This is a genomic window from Stenotrophomonas sp. GW821-FHT09E08, assembly GCF_059416125.1.
On the sequence record NZ_JBWKOO010000003.1, the window covers coordinates 100865 to 119863 of the forward strand.

Genomic DNA, 18999 nt, shown 5'->3' on the forward strand with positions numbered 1-18999 from the left:
CTCGACGGCCATCCACGCCTGCCCTGCCGGCGTGCAATCCCATCTGTCGCGAGGACACACGATGCACTGTCTTTTCTGGATGCTGTACCGATGAGCGCCGCACCGCACAGCCGCCGCCGCGCGCTGATCATTGCTGCTGCAGTCCTCTGCACCCTGTTGGTGCTCTTCGCGTGGCTCTGGCCCGCACCACCACCGCAACTGCAGGTGGCACCGGTCGCCCGCGGCAACATCGAGCAGGTTGTGGAAGCCACCGGAACACTGAAGCCTTCGCGACTGGTGAGCGTGGGCGCGCAGGTCTCCGGCCGCATCGAGACCTTGCATGTGAAGCTGGGCGACAAGGTGAAAGCTGGCGATCCGATTGCCGATATCGATTCACGCACCCAGCGCAACGCGTTGTTGAGTGCGCAGGCGGCACAGCGCACCGCGCGTGCCAACCGCGACGCGCTGGCCACCGACCTGCACCAGTACCAGCTGACCCTTCAACGCCAGCAGGCTCTGGTGTCAAGGCAACTGGTCGCGCGCGCAGACTACGATGCGGCCAAGGCCAAGGTCGATGCTACCCGTGAACAGATCGCCGCACTCGATGGCGAAGTGGTGCAGCGCCAGACCGATGTGGATGTGGCACAGACCAACCTGGGCTACACCCGCATCACTGCGCCCACCGATGGCACCGTGCTGGCCGTGGTCGCGCGACAGGGCCAGACAGTCAATGCGGTACAGAGCGCACCGACCATCGTGATGCTCGGCAACCAGGACGTGATGACCGTCTACGCCGAAATCTCCGAGGCCGACGTGGTCCACACCGCACTGGGACAGGAGGCGTTCTTCACCATCCTGGGCGACAGCGACCGACGCTACAGCAGCACGCTGCGCGACATCGCACCGGCACCCGACTCGATCACCAACGAAGACACCTCCGGCTTCGCGCCCGCCAGCGCTTCGGTGGGCGCCAGCCGCACGGCCATGTACTACAACGGTCAGTTCGACGTGGACAACGCTGATGGCCGTCTGCGCAGCTACATGACGGCACAGGTGCGCATCGTTCTGGGGCGTGCCAAGGGCGTGCTGACCATTCCCTCGGCCGCACTGGGTGCGCGTGCCGCCGATGGCAGCTACAGCGTGCAGGTACGCGGCGCGGATGGCCAGCCTGCGCCGCGGCGCATCACCACCGGGCTGGACGACCAGATCAACGTGGAAGTGCGCAGTGGCCTGCAGCAAGGTGAGCAGGTAGTACTGGTCCAGTCCGGCGATGCTGCCGGCGCAGCCGCTGCACAGCCATGATGGATGCAGAGAAGGACGCACCGCTGCTGCGCGTGCGCGGCATCCGCCGCGAATTCGCGGCCGGCGAACAGACCCTGGTCGTGCTCGATGGCATCGATCTGGATATCCGCGCCGGTGAGCTGGTGGCCATCGTCGGCCAGTCCGGTTCGGGCAAATCCACCCTGATGAACATTCTGGGCTGCCTGGACCGACCCTCGTCCGGCGCCTATCAGATCGCCGGTCGCGAGACCGCGCAGATGGCACCGGACGAACTGGCCGAGCTGCGCCGCGAGCACTTTGGTTTCATATTCCAGCGCTACCACCTGCTGACCGACCTAACCGCGCTGGGTAACGTGGAGGTACCGGCCATCTACGCCGGCCAACCCAGCGCCGACCGCCATACCCGCGCCCAGGCCCTGCTTCAGCGACTGGGCCTGGGCGAACGCATGCTGCATCTGCCCGGCGAGCTTTCCGGCGGGCAGCAGCAGCGCGTGTCGATCGCGCGCGCGCTGATGAACGGCGGCGCAGTGATTTTCGCCGATGAGCCCACCGGCGCATTGGACACCCAGTCCGGCAAGGAGGTGATGAAGATCTTGGGCGAACTGCACGCCGAAGGCCATACGGTGGTGCTGGTCACCCATGACATGGCCGTGGCCGGGCATGCGCAGCGCATCATCGAGATCCGCGATGGGCGTATCGTCGACGATCGCCCCACCGCTGCCGCGACAGGCACCGCCAGCAGCATCGCGGCCAGCCTGCAGGCAGGCAGCGAAGGCACCGGCTGGCAGGCCCTGCGCGACCGCTTCAGCGAAGCCTTCCGCATGGCCCTGCGCGCGATGAACGCACACCGCATGCGCACCTTCCTGACCATGCTCGGGATCATCATCGGCATTGCCTCGGTGGTGTCGGTGGTCGCCCTGGGCACGGGCGCACGTCAGGCGATCCTGTCCAACATCGCTTCGCTGGGCACCACCACCATCGAGGTCTATCCGGGCTCCGGCTTCGGCGATGTGCACGCCGCACAGGTCGAGACCTTGACGCCCGGCGACAGCACGGCGCTGGCCGGGCAACCATTCGTGGACAGCGCCACGCCCGGCGTCGCCAGCAGCGGCACCGCACAGCGTGGCAATCGCTCGGCCAACGTGCAGATGCAGGGTGTGAGTGAGCAGTACTTCCGCGTGCACGGCCTGAAGCTGGGACAAGGGCGCTTCTTTGGCCAGCCCGCCGTCGCCGGCTACCAGCAGGTGGCGGTGATCGACGCCAATACGCGCGAACGGTTCTTCACCGCACAGGAAGACCCGATCGGCCAGACCTTGCTGCTCGGCAATGTTCCGGTGCGGGTGATGGGCGTGGTGAAGAAAGAGGCCGGCGCCGTGGGCGATGCCTCGTTGCTGCAGGTCTGGGTGCCCTACACCACCGCCATGGCGCGCATGTTGGGGCAGAGCCATGTGTCCAGCATCACCGTGCGCGTGTCCGATACCGTGGGCATGCAGGCCGCGGAAGCCTCCATCCGCCGGCTGCTGGAGCGCCGCCACGGGCGGCAGGACTTCTACATGAGCAACAACGCACAGATCCGCACTTCGATCGAGCAGACCACCCGTATCCTCACGCTGATGATCAGCTCCATTGCCGCCATCGCACTGGTGGTGGGCGGTATCGGGGTAATGAACATCATGCTGGTCTCAGTGACCGAGCGCACCCGCGAGATCGGCGTGCGCATGGCGGTGGGCGCGCGCCGCAGCGACATCCTGCAGCAGTTCCTGATCGAATCGGTGCTGGTCTGCCTGCTCGGTGGCGTGCTGGGTATCGGCGTGGCACTCGCGCTGGGGGGAGTTCTGGCGCTGGCCGACATCGGCTTCTCGCTCGTGTTCTCGACAACCTCGATTCTGGCCGCGTTTGCCTGCAGCAGCCTGATCGGCATTGGTTTCGGCTTCCTGCCGGCACGCCGTGCGGCACAGCTGGACCCGGTGGAGGCGCTGGTGCGCTGAACGAAGGGCGTCCAGCGGAGACGGCTACAGGTTCGCGCAATGTCCGCGCGCTGTACTGGCACCACCGACACAGCCGCACAGGAGCGGAACGATGTTTCAGAAGACAGGACGTGCAGCGTTGCTGCTGGGTGCCGCACTGCAAGTGCTGGTACTGCTGCCCTATGCGGACCAGGCTCACGCACAGAACCGGGATGGCTACCGCTCAGGCTGGGACCGGGGCTACCAGGACCGCCAGCGCGACGAATGGGAGCGCCGCGAACGCGAACGTGAGCGTGACCGGCGCGACGATGCCAAAGCCAAGCGCATGGTGGTGGGCGTGGTCGGCGCGGCGGTGGTGGCCGGCGTGATCGCCGCCGCGGCCAAGCGCGAGCGTGAGGTTCGCGAGCGCGCCGACTACTGCATGAGCCGCTACGGCAACTACGACCGCCGCAGCGACACCTACCGAGGTTCGGATGGCTACAGCTATCCCTGCCGCTGACCTGCCCTGCATTGCGAAGGAACCGACCGCATGAACAAGACGCTTCTCATCATCGCCCTGTGTGCCACACCGCTGATCGGCCACGCCGCCAGCGGCGACCCGAAGCAGGCCTATATCGACTCCAGCTTCGCCGTCATGGACAGCAACGGCGATGGCCACATCGACAAGGCCGAGTACGCGAAGTACCAGCAGGCACGCTTCAACAAGCAGGCCGACTCCATCGACGCCGCGTTCAAGGAAATGGATGCCGACAAAGACGGAAAGATCAGCAGGAAGGAAGCCGCTTTGGTGCCGGAAATCGCGAAGTATTTCGCGGGGCTGGATACTGATGGCGATGGCTATCTGTCGCTGAAGGAAATGCAGCAGGCCATGGTGGCCGCGCAGACGGCAGACGCACCGGCCAAGTAGCGCTTCGGTATTGATAGTTGCCCACCCTGGTGGGCAAAACGCCTGATCGCGCGCCATTACCGGATGCCACGTCGCATCGCTTTGGTGGGTGCCCACCGTGGTGGGCACGGCTCCATCACCACGCGCGAGGGCCAGAACGCCCACCAAGGTGGGCATCTACCAGCTAGCACGCAGCGCTCAGCGCACCTTGTACAGCACCGCCGCACCCGGGCGCGGCTCAAACGAGGGCACCGTCTGCTGGGTAAGCGCCGTGCCCTTCGCGTCCCACACCATCGTCTCCACCGGGTACTCATCCTTGCGGGTCATCTGGTCGATCTTCGCCACGACCACGGTCGCAGCCGCCGGCACCTCCGGATTCCAGCCAAATACACCCATGCGGCCGTAGAACACCGCGGGTGCAGAGGCATCCAAGCGACGGTCCGGGCACATCACCAGGCCGCGGTCGAGCATGACGCGCAGCGCACCCACTGGCACCCTCTTCACCGTAGGCGCAGTGCGCTCGGTGCTGTGGCCAGGGCAGACGTTGGCCGCGCGGGTCACCATGTCTTCGGCCACCTGCCGGTCGGATTGGGCGAAGGCCAGGGCCGGGGCAAGGCAGAGGCCAAGCAGGACAAGCGGGGACGTCCGGGTCATTGCAGGTTCCTGTGATGGATGCCAAGCGAACTTAGCAATGCCCGCGCACCGAGTTGCAAAGACCGCGTGAGGTGGGCTGGGGCAGGCCGGAAACCTAGCCCATACGCATGGCAGGCGTGTCGCGCGCCTGCACATCGATCTCCTGCTGCTGGCGCTGCGCATGTGCCTGTCCACGATCCGCACCGACGGCCTGCAGGGCCTGCAGTGACTGCTCGACCGGTGTCTGCACTGCCCTGTCCGTGGGCATGGAGGTCCGCAGATGCGCCGGATCGTTCAACTCACCCTGCACCACGAACACGTTGCGGCCGGCCGGGTGATCGGTGGTCTGCGCGCTCAGCAACACGTGATCGGCGCGTTCAAGCTGGTTGCGACGCGCCAATGCCATCACGCTCGCCACAAGGCGCTCACTGTTCTCATCATGAGTACGCCCGGCGCTGGCATCGATCGCGGCCACGCCTTCGCGCACCTGCTGCATCAATGCGTACTCACGGTGGCCAGGACCAATGTCGGCCAGACGGGTCGGTGCCTGCGAGGGATCCGGCACGTCGTCCACGGCTGCGGTAAGCGGGCTGCGGGTAATGGTCCGGTATGGGTCGTCCGGGTGGAACTGGGTAAGCTTCTCCTGCCGTTCCAGACGAACCTCGCGGGCGTCGTTGAGTTCGGCGATACGGGCGGGATCGGTGATCTCGCGCAGCGACATGTGGCCGCCGCCTGCACTGACGCTGGCCCATTTCCTGTCGGCTTCGAAGTACATCGCGTAGTAGCTGTTGCCGCCGATGACGTTCGGATCGACCGCTGAGCGGCCCTCTAGTGTCTGGGTGGCTTCCAGCACGCTCAACCGGGTCAGGTACTGCCCGCCCTTCGCCCATCCCATCTGGCTGATGGCATCAACGCTGGTGTTGCCTACGCGCGGGCCTCCGGCGTAGTCGTTGTTGAGCATGTTGGTCCAGATCTGCTCCAGCTTCGCGGGGCCGCTCTTCTGCTCAGCCGCCTGCAGCAGCACGCGCGGCGTCCAGCAGTTGGGATCAAGCTCATGCCGTTCAAATGCCCGATCGTGGGCCAGCATCACATCCTTGCCGGGAAGATTCAGTGCCAGGTCTGGGCGGCGCTCGTTCATCCACTGCTGCCGCAATTCAAGATCTCTTTCGAGCAGGGTCTGCCCAAAGGACTCCCACTGCCGCTCGGTCAACTGTGCATTTGAGAAACGCGATCCCTCATCCTGTTGGGTCTTCGCGTAGTTCTGTGCATAGGTGTTCGCTACACGTCCCGGAAGGCTGTCATTGCGTACAACACCCAGTGCCAGCGTCCCGTAGCCATCGGCTCCCGGCAGCTGCGACAGGTAGTTCCAGTAAAGCTCGCGGTTGCCGTCTCTGGCATAGCTGCCAAGGACTCTGAGATCGCGTTCGGTCAATCCACTCATACCCTGTCCCTTCTCTTCCTTGATTCACCGATCACTGGGACCGGGTGCGCGCGATGACATCCCTGACAACCTCTTCCATACGCCTCCAGCCCTTCAGAAACGCTCTCTTGTAGTCCAGGCTGACGGACAGCTTGTTGTCGATGTCCACGAAATAATGAACGCAGCCGGCTGCCACTTCTCCTGGCTCACTGATCACCTCGCTTCCCTCCAGCCGCACGCCGTCGCGTCGGAATTCCTTGCCGTCACATTTGATAAACGAGCTGATCCGGCCGTCGGCCTGGCGTGCGATGTACCAGTCTCTCTCGTAGGCGGGATTGCGGACAGGCGGCTTCCCGTACCGCGCCTCATACTTCTTCGCGTACACCACCATCTTCGCTTCGTCGATTGCATAGGGCGTCAGCCCCAAGGTCTCCGGCTGTGCAACGCGTTGATCGAGACGATCCCTGGGATCCTCCCTTTCCACAGAATCCTCTTCCGTGACGGCTTCATTTGACGACAGCCTTGAAAGCAGTGTTTCGACGGGAACGCGATCAACGTAGTTGATCCGAATGGGAATCTCCTTACGGAAATCATTCGTACGCGGATTGGCCCGGGCACCTGGCAGTGTCGGCTTCATGTCCGGCCACTCGATGACCAGCGTCACGCCCTCGCCAGGCCACGGTGCGATCTGGCTGTCCAGGTAGTTGGCCGGAATGCGGAAGGTGTTCGGCCCCAGCTTCACGTCCACGGGGGCATCGGTATAGGTGTGACCGTTGATCGTGCGGCCGGTCTGGGTTGCGCCGGACATGGCGGGATTCCTTTCGTGTTCGGTGGACGGCGGACGTGCACACGCGCCGGCACTCACTACGACGGCAAGCGCGAGCGTCAGGCAACGGCCGGGAGACATCACGTGCATGGGCATTCCATTGCAGGGTTCCGGCGCCACTATAGGCAACCGGGCGTCAATGGAACAGGAATTGCTTCGCAGCCCTTCACCGAGTGAGGCGGCGCTCCACATGCGCTGCCTGCAGTACTGCGGCTATTGACGTGGTCTCCAGGACGCTGCGGGGAGCATGGGCCATGTCGACGACGCTCGGCGCTCCGCCTCAGGTCTCAGCCGTCGCTGTCCGTGCTTCTATGGCCGCGATAGGTTTCACCCCACTCGCGCATCGCCAGCAGCACCGGCACCAGCGTGCGCCCGAACTCGGAAAGCTCGTACTCCACCTTCGGCGGCACTTCCGGGTACACGTGGCGGATCACCACGCCATCGGCTTCCAGTTCACGCAGCGGGCTGGTGAGCATGGACTGGGTGGCATTGGGCACCCGCCGCGTCAGTTCCATGAAGCGACGCTTGCCGGACATCAGGTGAAAGAGGATGACAGGCTTCCACACGCCACCCATCACCGACAGCGTGACCTCCACAGCGCAACCGCTCTTGCCGTCCCAACGCTTGCTACGCATGAATACTCCGGAAAACCATAGTACCTACGGAAAATCATCGTTCTTGTTGCGATGACGGTGCGAGCCTAGCATGGGCTCATCCACTGAACGTGAGCCCCCACCATGAGTTTCAAGGCACTGCTGACCCGCAAAACGAACGACGGCGTATCCACGGAACTGGTCGATTTCGATGACGCCAACCTGATGGACGGCGACGTGCTGGTGCAGGTTGAATATTCAACGCTGAACTACAAGGACGCACTGGCCCTCACCAATACGCGCCCGGTCATCCGCACCTTCCCGTTGATTCCCGGCATCGACCTTTCCGGCGTGGTGCTGGAGTCGAGCAATGCCGATTTCCAGCCCGGTGACCGTGTCGTGTTGAATGGCTGGGACCTGAGCATGGGCCACCATGGCGGCCTGGCACAGCGTGCCCGCGTGCGTGGCGAATGGCTCAACAGGATTCCCGACAACTTGAGCACCCGCGACGCCATGGCCATCGGCACCGCTGGCTATACCGCCATGCTGTGCGTACTGGCCCTGGAACAAGCCGGCGTGACGCCCGACAAGGGCGATGTGCTGGTGACCGGCGCCAACGGTGGCGTCGGCTCGATTGCGGTGGCAATTCTCTCAAAGCTGGGCTATCGCGTTGTGGCCGCTACCGGGCGCCCGGAACACGCCGAGTATCTGCACAGCCTGGGCGCCGCCGAGATCATCGATCGCGCGCAGCTTTCAGAACCGCGCGACCGTCCGGTGAGCGCCGAACGATGGGCCGGCGTCGTCGATGTGGCTGGCGGCCCTACCCTCGTCAACGCGATTGCCGAGACGAAATACGGCGGTGCCGTCGCCGCCTGTGGACTGGCGCAGAGCGATGCACTGCACGGCTCGGTGCTGCCCTTCATTCTCCGCAACGTAACCCTTGCGGGCGTGGATTCGGTGAATGCGCCGCAGGACGTTCGCCAGCGTGCCTGGGACCGACTTGCCACCGACCTGGATCCGCAGAAGCTTGAAAGCACGGTGCAGCTGATTGGGCTTGCCGACGTGCTTGAGGTCTACGAGCAGATCATTCCGGGCAAGGTGCGTGGGCGGATTGTCGTGGATGTGAATGCCTGAGGAAGCCTCCCCAGCGGAGTCCATCCGGCAACGAATGGTGAACACGCCGTGAAACCATGCGAGCGTCAGTGGCCGCTTGCCACTGCTGCTCGCATACGCTCAGGTTTCCGACGACTGTGGACACCGCCATGTCAATGACTGCACTTGCACTTGCCACCGCCCTTTCCGGCCTGGCCGACATTGCCTGGGAGCGCGAGCGCGGTGAAGACGCGCACCAGCTGATGCTCTGCCAGATCCATCGCGATGAGCTGATGCAGGATGACGCGAAGAACGATGCTTACCAGCGAGCCAAGGCGGTATGCGATCTTCTGGCGCGTGAGTACAGGAACAAATGGGATTTCGATGCGCAGGAGGCATTGGCAGCATCGGCAGTGGATCTGGATGAGCTGATCCGGCGGGGAGACCTGGTTGAGGTGCCTCCAACGAGGCAGGACCGCGTCTACGAGTGATTCCATGCTGGCAGGTGCTGGCACCTGGAGCTGCCGCAGAGGGGCCAGGTCCAGTGCCGATCGGCGCGGCTAGCGGATGCGACTCCGCGCCAGTGCCAGCCGCCTGATCTCGTCTGGCGGAAGGACGATGCCATCTTCCATCTCGATGCGCATCTGCGAGACATCACCCTCGTGCCCCTGCATTGCAGCGGTCACCAGAATCTTCAGTGCATCCGTGCGGATATCGTAGCCGCCGACGGAGTGCTTCAAGGTACCCACGCTGTTCCAGTCGATTTCCATGATCGGCGCCCATATCCACAGGCGTCATGCTGGCAACCGCCTTCACGAACGTCAATGAAACCGGTCGCATGGCCGGCCATGAAGCGAAAGGCCACATGCGTCGTCAACGCCCCTTATCATGGAGGCGTAAGGGCTCTGCAAGCCCAATTGACGTACGCAAGGCAGTAACTGGATGTCTATGGATTGGCACCCCTCGGGCTGGGGTCGACTTCTTACCCGCTCACCAGATTGGCGGCTGAAGCTTGATGGTGAGCACGTCGAGCTCACGGTCGGCGGCAAGCAGTACCGGCAGCACGCGGCTGACGACGAGCGCGTGCAGGTCATTCCCGGACTCTTCTGGGCCAGGGTCGTGCTGCAGACCCAGGGCGGCGGCGTTCTGACCATGTATGGACTGCCCAACGGCCAGGCCTCCCGGCTCGCGGCTGCCTTGCAGCATGTGCGTTTCGCGCGCACGACGCGCGGGCGCAAGGCCCTCTTTGAGACCCTCCTGGAGCAGATCCAGTCATGGCTCGCCGAAGCAGACGCCCTCATCGACCGGAGCAGCACCGGCCGCCGCTGGATCACGCACGAACAACAGCAGGCACTGCTGGCCGGTCGCCCCGCCCTGCCGCTCCCGCCACGCGAGCTGGAACAACTGTTCCTCGATGAGGATGTGCACCAGGACCTGCATTCGCCCAACCACCGTGCAGTGCTGCACGCCCTGCACGACTGGCAGCTGGATTGGCCTGCCGTGTGGGCCGAGGCCAACGCGACCATGGCAACGCGTGAGTTGGTGCTGGCCAAGGACTTCCTGGACAGGGTCGAGAGCAAACCACTGACCGAGGAACAGGCCCGCGCCGTCATCTGCTTCGACAACCGCGTGCAGGTCGTGGCCGCAGCCGGCTCCGGCAAGACCTCCACGATGGTTGCCAAGGCCGCTTACGCCATTGATCGCGGCTTTGTCGAACCCGAGCGGATCGTGATGCTCGCCTTCAACAAGGATGCCGCCAGGGAGCTTGAAGAGCGCGCACAGCGTTCCTTCGACCGGTTGGGCATGGGCGATATCGCAATCGAGGCACGGACCTTCCATGCACTCGGCCTGGCCATCGTCGCCAAGGTCACCGGACGCAAGCCCGACATCCCCGAATGGGCCATTGACGCAACGCTGGGCTTCAACAAGCTGGCCGAACTGGTGGACGACCTGAAGGATCGCTCAACCCACTTCCGCACCCAATGGGACATGTTCCGTCTGGTGTTCGGGCGCGACCTGCCGCCATTCGGCGCGGAAATGGAGGCCGACGGCTACGACCGCGATGGCACGCCCTACATCCGTACCCTGCAGGGGGAACGGGTGAAGAGCCTGGAAGAGTGCGTGATCGCCGACTGGCTTTTCTACAACGGCGTGACGTACGACTACGAGCGACGCTACGAATTTGATGCGGCGACCGACACCCATCGCCAGTATCGCCCCGCCTTCCATTACCCGGACGCAGGGCTGTATCACGAGCACTTTGCGCTGGATGCTGATGGCCAGCCGCCGGAGCACGTTTCCGACTATCTCGAAGGCATGCGCTGGAAGCGCCAGCAGCATGCAGCGCGCGGCACGGCCCTTGTCGAGACGACCTCCTTTGGCCTGCGCAGCGGACATGCCCTGCTGGACCTCGCAGAGAAGCTCGGCGAGTCTGACATCGAACTCGACCCGAACCCGGACCGCGAGCTGCCCGACCAGGGCGCCAAGCCGATGCCCGATGCGGACCTGATCGGCCTGATGCGAACCTACATTGCGCATGCCAAGAGTAACTGCCTGACGCTGGACGATATGGCGGCGCGCCTGCGGCGGATGCCCGAGGATCAGTTCAAGGAACGCTACCGGCGCTTCCTGGAGATCGCCGGGCCGGTTTTCCAGGCCTGGGACAGTGCGCTGGCTGACGAGCGCAGCATCGACTTCGAGGACATGCTCAACATGGCGGCCGGCCTGCTTGAACAGGGCCACTATGAATCACCCTACGAACTGGTGATGGCCGACGAATTCCAGGACGCCTCACGCGCCCGTGCCCGACTCTGCCGTGCATTGGTCAGCCGCCCCGGCCGCTATCTGTTTGCAGTGGGCGACGACTGGCAGTCGATCAACCGCTTCGCCGGTGCCGACGTTTCGGTGATGACCGGATTCCGCGAGTGGATGGGACACGGCCAGGTGCTGATGCTCGAGCAGACATTCCGCTGCCCTCAAGCGCTCTGCGATGCCTCCAGCCACTTCGTCAGCAGGAACCCGGCGCAGATTGGCAAGGAGGTTCGTTCTGCAGCACCGGCCATTGGCCCAGTGCTGCAGGCGTTCCAGATGAATCGGCGTGAGGAGGTGCAGGATGGCGTTCGCCAGTACCTCGCCACGCTGCATCAGCAGTTGTTGTCCGGGGCGGTGCCACAAGGGCGCAACGGACGCGTGACGGTCTTCATCCTGGGGCGCTACCGCGCCGATCGCAGCGCGATGCCTTCGGATTGGAAGACCGCCTTCGGCAGCACGATGGACGTGGAGTTCCTCACGGTCCATCGGTCGAAGGGACGCGAGGCGGACTACGTTGTTCTGCCGGGCATGGTCAACCGCAGCTTTCCGAGCCTGCGCGCGGATGACCCGGTGCTTTCGCTGGCAATGCCGGATGGGGATACCTACCCATTGAGCGAAGAGCGGCGGTTGTTCTATGTCGCGCTGACGCGTGCGCGACGCTCGGTGGCCATGTTCACCCTGCAGGGGAAGCACTCGCCGTTCTTGGACGAGCTGGTGAAGGACGGAGCTGTGGAAGTGACCGCGATATCAGGCGCGGCGATCCACGAAGAGCGCTGCCCGGTGTGCAAGGTGGGCGTGTTCGTGGACCGGAATGGGCCGCATGGGGCCTTCCGGTCGTGCTCCAGTTACCCGTTGTGCCATAACAAGCCGAAGGGTGGGCGCCGCGGGTAGCCGTCCAGGATCTGCCACCCGTTCGAACACGCTGACACTAAACCTCAGCGGTGGGATATCGACTGTAACGGCGGCAGGGCCACCGACTCCCACTTTCCCACAAAGAGAAAGCCGGCACTGGGCCGGCTTATGGATCCTTTTCCAGCACCTGCATCAACGCTTTGAGCACAGCTTTCTCAAGCTGAGCACGATGTCCGCAAAGCCATAAAGGAAAGGCGCAGCAAGAAGCGCGGAGACGCCTGATCCCAAAAGCCAGGGAACAATGCCAGTAAGCGCCAACACGATGCTGATGACGCCAACCGCGGCCGACAAACCTCCGACCGTCTGGATGACAAGCGGCAGCGTCTCACTCTCTACTCGTGACTGTTCTGCCGAAGCCGGGTCCACCGCATCCATTTCACTCATGATTAGTCCTGTCCGTGAAACCTGAATATTAGCTCAATAAACGGCGTTTTGTGCTGGTGTCTCTCGGAACATCCCACCGATCCAGTGGGAGCGCTTCTTATCCGCCGACTCAGCAAGAACACAGGGGTACCGCGCACCACTTCCTGCTTGGGCCGCAGCAGCGCCGTCGAAATCAGACTCCGCGTGAAACAGCGCGATCACTTCCACTGCAGCAACGGTCTGAATCGATTTCTTGATTCTCTGCCGAGAGTTTTTTTGCATCCATCCCTGTCCTCAGCTGAGGACAGCTGCGCAGGTAGGGAAGCCTGAGAAAACAAAAAGGCCCCTATCACTAGGGGCCTTCTGGAATCCTGGCGGAGAGAGTGGGATTCGAACCCACGGAAGGTTTGACCCTTCGCCGGTTTTCAAGACCGGTGCCTTAAACCGCTCGGCCATCTCTCCAATCGGGTCCCGGTCGCCCGGGCAGCGCCGTATTCTCGCACGTGAAGGCCATTTGCCCAAGACCACCCTTGCTCCCTCCCTTCGCATGCGGCACGGTGGGGCCTTCACTGCAATCGGAGCCCCCATGGCCCACCTCGACCTGGCCAACCTGCGCACCACCCTGCTGGACGACACCCAGCTGGCCGCAGTGGCCCTGCACCGTACTTTCGCCGGGCACCTCCCGGTCAGCAGCGGGCATCTGGTGGTCTGCGATCCGCTGGTCCAGGCCGAGGCGCCTGCGCTGGCCGACCACACCGCCCCGCTGGGCCGGCATCCAGTGGAGATCATCGTGCACAGCGGCCGCCCCGCACTGGCCGTGGCCTGGTTCAAACCCCGCGAAGCCCTCATTGCGTCTGCCCTGCATTGGCAGATGGCGCGCTGGACCACGCAGGACCTGACCGGCCTGGACGAGGACAGCTTCATCGGCTATCCGGTCGACGCCGGCATCGGCTGCTTCATGGATACCGATACCCAGCAGGCGCTGCTCGCCTTGATCGAGCAGGCTGACGGCGACGATGACGGCGAATGGTCAGATACGCTGATCGACCACGACGGACTGGACGAAGGCGCCGAGTACCGCCCTTGGGGCGAAGACTCGCCGCATGGCCTGGTCGTGTTCACCAGCGGCTGGGGCGACGGTGTGTATCCCAGCTACTGGGCGCTGGATACCTCCGGCATTCCGGTCGCCCTGGTCACCGACTTCCTGTGCATCCAGGGCGGTGACGGGCGCGACGAGCGCGAGATTGCCGACCAGGCCTACCGCGACAATCTTCCACCCGAAGAAGCGGATGCCCTGGCGCGGCTGGTGGCTGCCGTGGAGCGAGACGACGTAGACGCACTGAGAGCCCTGCTGAAGGACGCGCCGCGGCGCGCCAACCAGATCGAGCCGGGCTGTGGCGGCACCGCGCTGTTCGAGGCGGTCCGCCTGGACCGCCCGCAAGCGTTGCGGGTGCTGCTGCAGGGCGGCGCGTTGCCGGCGATGCCCGAGCGCCTGCACATGAGCAAGGTGACCAGCTACATGGACTACGCCCGCTTCCTGAAGAAGCCACGCAGCGCGGAACTGATGGCGGTGCTGGAAGCGCCGGTCGTTGCTCCCCAGCCAACGGCCCAGCCGCGACGCGGCTTCTGGGATCGGTTGTTAGGGCGGAATTGATCGCGATCGGAAGCGACAACGCCGGGCATGGCCCGGCGCTACCGTTCAACTCTCTCAGCCGGCATCCACTGCCAGCGCACCCAGTGCACTGGCCTTGATCCGCTCCTTGGCCTTTTCACAGGCGCCACCGCAATCCAGGCGCGAGGCCTCCAGCTGCGGCGGCAGGTGCTCGGCCAGGAAGTCGATGAACACGCGCACCGCCGGCAGCAGGCCGCGGCGCGAGGCGAACACGGCATGGCACACGCCCTGCGGCAGCGACCAGTCCGGCAGCACTACTTCCAATTCGCCGTTGCGCACCGCATCGGCGCACACGGTTTCCGGCAGCATGGTGATGCCGAAACCGTCCTTCACCATGCTCTGCAGCAGCGGGAAGTCGAAACCGGCCACGCGCGGCTGCAGGTCGACCCGGCGCACTTCGCCTTCCGGGCCATGCAGCTCCCAGCGCTGGCGGGCTTCGTCTTCGCTGATGCTGAGGGTGACGTGCTGGGTCAGCTCTTCAGGATCCTTCGGGCGTCCCGCACGGTCCAGGTACTTCGGGCTGGCCACCAGCAGTTCCTGCACCTGGCCGAAGCTGCGCATCACCAGGCTGCCGTCGTCGTCCAGTCGCGAACGCACGCGCAGGGCCACGTCGTAGCCTTCATTGATGATGTCCACGCGGCGGTTGCTGATGTTCAGCTGCAGCCGCACCTTCGGGTACTGCTCGAGGAACTTGGGCAGCAGCTTGGGCAGCTGCATCTGCGCGAGCGATACCGGCACGCTGGCACGCACCAGGCCGCGCGGTTCCGCACTGAGGCGATCCACCACCTCGCGTGCGGCCTGCGCCTCGGCCAGCATCGTCTGCGCGTGGCGATGCACGCTGGTACCAACGTCGGTCACCGCGAAACGGCGCGTGGAGCGCTGCAGGAGGCGCACGCCCAGGTCGGTTTCCAGCTGGCTGATGCGGCGGCTCAGGCGCGACTTGGGGATACCCAGAGCGCGCTCGGCGGCGGCGAATCCACCGTGGTCGACCACCATCGCAAAGTAGTACAGGTCATTCAGGTCATGCATGCCCGAGTTCCATATCTAGAACAATACGTGGCATTCAACCACCTTTATCCCGCCTTTGCAACAACCTATCGTTCTCTCCGTCGGCGGGCCACCCGCCCTTCCCTCCAGAACATAGGTGACTGCCATGAAGCTTCTGCATCTCGACGCCAGCGTGCTTGGCGAGAACTCCGTCTCCCGCCACCTGACCGCCGCCGTGGTGGCCCGGTTCAAGCAGCAGGTCGAAGGCCTGCAGGTCGATTATCGCGATCTTGACGCCAATCCGGTACCGCATCTGCGCAGTGGTTCGCTGGCCAAGACCGACGTGGCCGAAGCCGCCGAGGCTGAACAGGTGCTCGAGCAGTTCCTGGCAGCTGACATCGTGGTGATCGGCGCGCCGATGTACAACTTCAGCATCCCCTCCACCCTGAAGGCTTGGATCGACCGCGTCGCCGTGGCCGGCCGCACTTTCAAGTACACCGAGAACGGCCCTGTGGGCTTGGCCGGTGGCAAGCGGGTGATCGTGGTCAGCAGCCGTGGCGGCATCTACACCGATTCGCCGGCGGACTTCCAGGAGCCCTTCCTGCGCCAGACGTTCGCCTTCTGGGGCATCAACGACATCGAGTTCGTGCGTGCCGAGGGCATTGCCTATTCGCCACAGCACCGCGAAGACGCGATTGCCGGTGCGCTGGCAGCGCTGCCGTCGCACCAAGCGGCTGAAGCCGCCGCGGCGTAACACGTTCCAGCGTTCCAGCGTTCGGCGCCGCTCTCTCCTCGTCTGGGCGCTGAACGGGGGCCGGGATCCCCTCCCCCATCCCGGCCCACCCTGGCGGCCCCGCATTGCGGGGCCGCTTTTTTTGCATGCCGATTCTTGCCCGCCGGGCATGGCCCGGCGCTGCCCGTGCAGGTGCCGGCATGGTCCGGCCGGCTCTGGTAGCGCCGGGCCATGCCCGGCGGAAGCGGTACAGTGGTTCATGGACTACATCGTGACCACTGCACATCGCAGCGAATTTCCGCACCCGATCACCCTGCGCCGTGGCCAGGCACTGGTGGTCGGCGAACGTTATGAGGGCCCGGAGGGCTGGGAAGACTGGTTCCTGTGCGAAGCCGAGGGCCAGCAGCCCGGATTCATGCCGGCGCCGGTGATCGGCCGCGATGCGCAGGGTGGCGCGTTTGCCACGGTGGACTACTGTGCGCGCGAACTGGATGTGGATCCAGGGCAGATGCTGCGCGGGCAACACACGCTCAATGGCTGGGCGTGGTGCGTGCCGGAGACGGGCGAACCCGGATGGGTGCCGTTGGAGAAGGTGCGCGCCGTGGAGTGATCGCGGTGGTTCATCCACGCATGGCGAGGATGTAGCCCGCATTGTAGATCCACGCCATGCGTGGATACGGTGCCATGCAAGCATGGCACCCACCCGATCAGGGAATCAGCCGATGGTTTCCAGGCCACCCATGTACGGGCGCAGGGCCTCCGGCACGGTGATGCTGCCGTCGGCGTTCTGGTAATTCTCCATCACCGCGATCATCGCGCGGCCCACGGCCACGCCCGAGCCGTTCAGCGTGTGCGCCAGTTCCGGCTTGCCCGTGGCGGGGTTGCGCCAGCGGGCCTGCATGCGGCGGGCCTGGAAGTCACCACAGTTCGAGCACGAGGAGATCTCGCGGTAGGTCTCCTGCGACGGCAGCCAGACCTCCAGATCGTAGGTCTTGATGGCCGAGAAGCCCATGTCGCCGGTGCACAGCAGCACCTTGCGGTACGGCAGGCCCAGTTTCTCCAGCACCACTTCGGCGCAGCGGGTCATGCGCTGGTGTTCGGCGTCGCTGTCTTCCGGGCGGCTGATCGAAACCAGCTCGACCTTCTCGAACTGGTGCTGGCGGATCATGCCGCGCACGTCGCGACCACCGCTGCCAGCCTCGGCACGGAAGCACATCGAATGGGCGGTCATGCGCAGCGGCAGGCGTTCGGCATCGACGATCTCGTCGCGCACGATGTTGGTCAGCGGCACTTCCGAGGTCGGGATCAGGTAGCGCGTAGAGTCGCCCACGGCGGTCTTGAACAGATCGTCCTCGAACTTCGGCAGCTGGCTGGTGCCGCGCAGCGAATCGGCATTGACCAGCAGCGGTACGTTGGTTTCCTCGTAGCCGTGCTCACCGGTGTGCAGGTCGACCATGAACTGGGCCAGGGCACGGTGCAGGCGCGCGATCGGGCCGCGCAGCACGGTGAAGCGCGAACCGGACAGTTTGGCCGCGGTTTCGCCGTCCAGCCAACCGTTGCGTGCGCCCAGCTCAACGTGGTCCAGCACCTTGAAGTCGAACTGGCGCGGGGTGCCCCAGCGCGACTGCTCGACGTTGTCGTTCTCGTCGGCACCGGCCGGCACGTCATCAGCCGGAAGGTTCGGGATACCCATCGAGATGGCGTCGATCTTCTCGCGCAGCTCGTCCAGCGCCACTTCCGAAGCCTTCAGCTCGTCGGCGAACGCGGCGACCTCAGCCATGATGGCCGAGACGTCCTCGCCCTTGGCCTTGGCCTGGCCGATGGCCTTGGAACGGCTGTTACGCAGGCTCTGCAGCTCCTGGGTCCGCACCTGGATGCGCTTGCGATCTGCCTCCAGGGACTCCAGGGCAGACACGTCGAGCTCGAAGCCGCGGCTGGTGCGCAGGCGTTCGGCGAGGTCGGCGGGCTGGTGGCGGAGCAGGGCTGGATCAAGCATGGCAGGTGTCGTGGTGGGTATCAGGAACGGGATTATCGCCTGTTATACGGATTTCTGCCGCCCGGTTCATTCCCGCCGTGGCAGAATCGAGCCATTCCGTACTGGTCTGGTCCATGTCTGCACCTCGCTCGTCGCCCGCCAAGTCGTTCACTGTGCATATCCCGCGCAACGCCCTGAAGATCGCCGGCATCGCCTTCGGTGTGGGCGTGCTGCTGTTCGTGCTGGTCTGGTTGACCGGTCGTGACAAGGAGTTCTTCCGCGCCGACCCGGCCGCGCAGACCCCGCAGGAAACCGCCCAGGTCGAGCCCCTGCCGGAACCGTTGGCCGCTGCGGCCGGTTCCAGCGACATGCCTGACGCCAAGCCGGCACCGGTGGAGGAAGAAGCGCCGAAGCTGGTCGAAACCGCTCCGCCGCCGCCCGCCCCGATCGCCGAGCCGGCCCCGGCCGCCCCGGGCGCGGCGCCGGCCGCGACCGGCAACAGCCAGCCGATGCCGATTGCCGGCCAGTCGCCGCCTCCCTCCTACCCTGCCGCCGCCCTGCGTGCCGGCGAGACAGGTACCGTGGTGGTGCGCGTGGACGTAGATGCCACCGGCTACCCGAACAACACCACGCTGATCCAGCGCAGCGGCTCACGCGAGCTCGACCGTGCCGCCACCGACGCCGTGCGGCGCTGGCGCTTCACTCCGGCACAGAGCAACGGCCAGGCCGTACCGGGCAGCATTGAGGTGCCGTTCGACTTCAAGACGCAGTAACTGAACGCTTTCCGGCAGGCAAACTGAACCCTGCCGGTGGCGTTGACGCAACGCTGACACTCCTCGTCCGTGGCTCGGGCAACACTTCCCACGTCG

At 64.8% G+C, this 18999-nt stretch carries 19 protein-coding genes and 1 tRNA gene; 11 read left to right on the forward strand and 9 right to left on the reverse strand.

Going from position 1 to position 18999, the window contains the following annotated elements; translation table 11 throughout:
• Positions 1-90 precede the first annotated feature (90 nt).
• The 4 genes from AC07M7_RS05140 to AC07M7_RS05155 all read left to right on the forward strand — a co-directional run bounded on the left by AC07M7_RS05140 (position 91) and on the right by AC07M7_RS05155 (position 4134).
• Positions 91-1281 (forward strand): efflux RND transporter periplasmic adaptor subunit, encoded by a 1191-nt coding sequence (locus tag AC07M7_RS05140; protein ID WP_495206883.1) that lies wholly within the window; start codon positions 91-93, stop codon positions 1279-1281.
• Positions 1278-3248 (forward strand): MacB family efflux pump subunit, encoded by a 1971-nt coding sequence (locus AC07M7_RS05145; RefSeq protein ID WP_495206884.1) that lies wholly within the window; start codon positions 1278-1280, stop codon positions 3246-3248. Before AC07M7_RS05140 ends, AC07M7_RS05145 begins: the two co-directional genes overlap by 4 nt.
• 91 nt (positions 3249-3339) lie before the next feature.
• Positions 3340-3726, forward strand: coding sequence for a hypothetical protein (locus AC07M7_RS05150; protein ID WP_495206885.1), 387 nt, complete (start codon positions 3340-3342; stop codon positions 3724-3726).
• A gap of 30 nt (positions 3727-3756) precedes the next feature.
• The gene (locus AC07M7_RS05155; protein WP_495206886.1) at positions 3757-4134 is read left to right on the forward strand and encodes an EF-hand domain-containing protein; all 378 of its coding nucleotides are present in this window, start codon (positions 3757-3759) and stop codon (positions 4132-4134) included.
• A gap of 177 nt (positions 4135-4311) precedes the next feature.
• On the opposite strand, the gene AC07M7_RS05160 is transcribed toward AC07M7_RS05155, so the two are convergent.
• From AC07M7_RS05160 to AC07M7_RS05175, 4 genes are all read right to left on the reverse strand, one after another.
• Positions 4312-4767 (reverse strand): hypothetical protein, encoded by a 456-nt coding sequence (locus AC07M7_RS05160; RefSeq protein WP_337302692.1) that lies wholly within the window; start codon positions 4765-4767, stop codon positions 4312-4314.
• Between the two features lie 94 nt (positions 4768-4861).
• On the reverse strand, positions 4862-6187 hold the full coding sequence (locus AC07M7_RS05165) for a Smlt3024 family type IV secretion system effector (protein WP_136638219.1): 1326 nt from the start codon (positions 6185-6187) through the stop codon (positions 4862-4864).
• A 31-nt stretch (positions 6188-6218) separates the two neighbouring features.
• A complete protein-coding gene (locus AC07M7_RS05170; protein WP_495206887.1) occupies positions 6219-7082 on the reverse strand; it encodes a Smlt3025 familytype IV secretion system inhibitor in 864 nt (287 codons plus the stop codon).
• A gap of 197 nt (positions 7083-7279) precedes the next feature.
• Entirely contained in the window at positions 7280-7627 is a 348-nt protein-coding gene (locus AC07M7_RS05175) for a winged helix-turn-helix transcriptional regulator (RefSeq protein WP_495206888.1), read from the reverse strand.
• A 102-nt stretch (positions 7628-7729) separates the two neighbouring features.
• Here AC07M7_RS05175 and acuI point away from each other — a divergent pair, with 102 nt between their 5' ends.
• Positions 7730-8719: an acrylyl-CoA reductase (NADPH) gene (gene acuI / locus AC07M7_RS05180; RefSeq protein ID WP_495206889.1), complete on the forward strand. Its 990-nt coding sequence runs from the start codon at positions 7730-7732 to the stop codon at positions 8717-8719.
• A 116-nt stretch (positions 8720-8835) separates the two neighbouring features.
• Entirely contained in the window at positions 8836-9168 is a 333-nt protein-coding gene (locus AC07M7_RS05185; RefSeq protein WP_248298424.1) for a hypothetical protein, read from the forward strand.
• 69 nt (positions 9169-9237) lie between these two features.
• Here the strand turns inward: AC07M7_RS05185 and AC07M7_RS05190 are convergent, their stop codons facing one another.
• On the reverse strand, positions 9238-9447 hold the full coding sequence (locus tag AC07M7_RS05190) for a hypothetical protein (protein WP_253078526.1): 210 nt from the start codon (positions 9445-9447) through the stop codon (positions 9238-9240).
• Positions 9448-9625: 178 nt separating this feature from the next.
• Here AC07M7_RS05190 and AC07M7_RS05195 point away from each other — a divergent pair, with 178 nt between their 5' ends.
• A complete protein-coding gene (locus AC07M7_RS05195) occupies positions 9626-12379 on the forward strand; it encodes a UvrD-helicase domain-containing protein (RefSeq protein WP_495206890.1) in 2754 nt (917 codons plus the stop codon).
• Between the two features lie 153 nt (positions 12380-12532).
• Here AC07M7_RS05195 and AC07M7_RS05200 read toward each other — a convergent pair whose 3' ends face one another.
• Positions 12533-12784 (reverse strand): hypothetical protein, encoded by a 252-nt coding sequence (locus AC07M7_RS05200; protein WP_046986722.1) that lies wholly within the window; start codon positions 12782-12784, stop codon positions 12533-12535.
• Positions 12785-13135: 351 nt separating this feature from the next.
• A tRNA-Ser gene (locus AC07M7_RS05205) sits at positions 13136-13225 on the reverse strand.
• 124 nt (positions 13226-13349) lie between these two features.
• Between AC07M7_RS05205 and AC07M7_RS05210 the strand changes: the two genes are divergently transcribed.
• On the forward strand, positions 13350-14417 hold the full coding sequence (locus AC07M7_RS05210) for a DUF4241 domain-containing protein (protein WP_495206891.1): 1068 nt from the start codon (positions 13350-13352) through the stop codon (positions 14415-14417).
• Positions 14418-14471: 54 nt separating this feature from the next.
• Here the strand turns inward: AC07M7_RS05210 and AC07M7_RS05215 are convergent, their stop codons facing one another.
• Entirely contained in the window at positions 14472-15464 is a 993-nt protein-coding gene (locus AC07M7_RS05215; protein WP_006375981.1) for a LysR family transcriptional regulator, read from the reverse strand.
• A gap of 124 nt (positions 15465-15588) precedes the next feature.
• Between AC07M7_RS05215 and AC07M7_RS05220 the strand changes: the two genes are divergently transcribed.
• Positions 15589-16176, forward strand: a complete 588-nt coding sequence (locus AC07M7_RS05220; RefSeq protein WP_136638228.1) for an FMN-dependent NADH-azoreductase — start codon at positions 15589-15591, stop codon at positions 16174-16176.
• A 238-nt stretch (positions 16177-16414) separates the two neighbouring features.
• Complete coding sequence (locus AC07M7_RS05225; protein WP_495206892.1) at positions 16415-16765, forward strand: SH3 domain-containing protein; 351 nt, start codon at positions 16415-16417, stop codon at positions 16763-16765.
• Positions 16766-16870: 105 nt separating this feature from the next.
• On the opposite strand, the gene serS is transcribed toward AC07M7_RS05225, so the two are convergent.
• A complete protein-coding gene (serS, locus tag AC07M7_RS05230; RefSeq protein ID WP_253078531.1) occupies positions 16871-18151 on the reverse strand; it encodes a serine--tRNA ligase in 1281 nt (426 codons plus the stop codon).
• A gap of 113 nt (positions 18152-18264) precedes the next feature.
• Between serS and AC07M7_RS05235 the strand changes: the two genes are divergently transcribed.
• Positions 18265-18903 (forward strand): energy transducer TonB, encoded by a 639-nt coding sequence (locus tag AC07M7_RS05235; RefSeq protein WP_136638230.1) that lies wholly within the window; start codon positions 18265-18267, stop codon positions 18901-18903.
• Positions 18904-18999 lie beyond the last annotated feature (96 nt).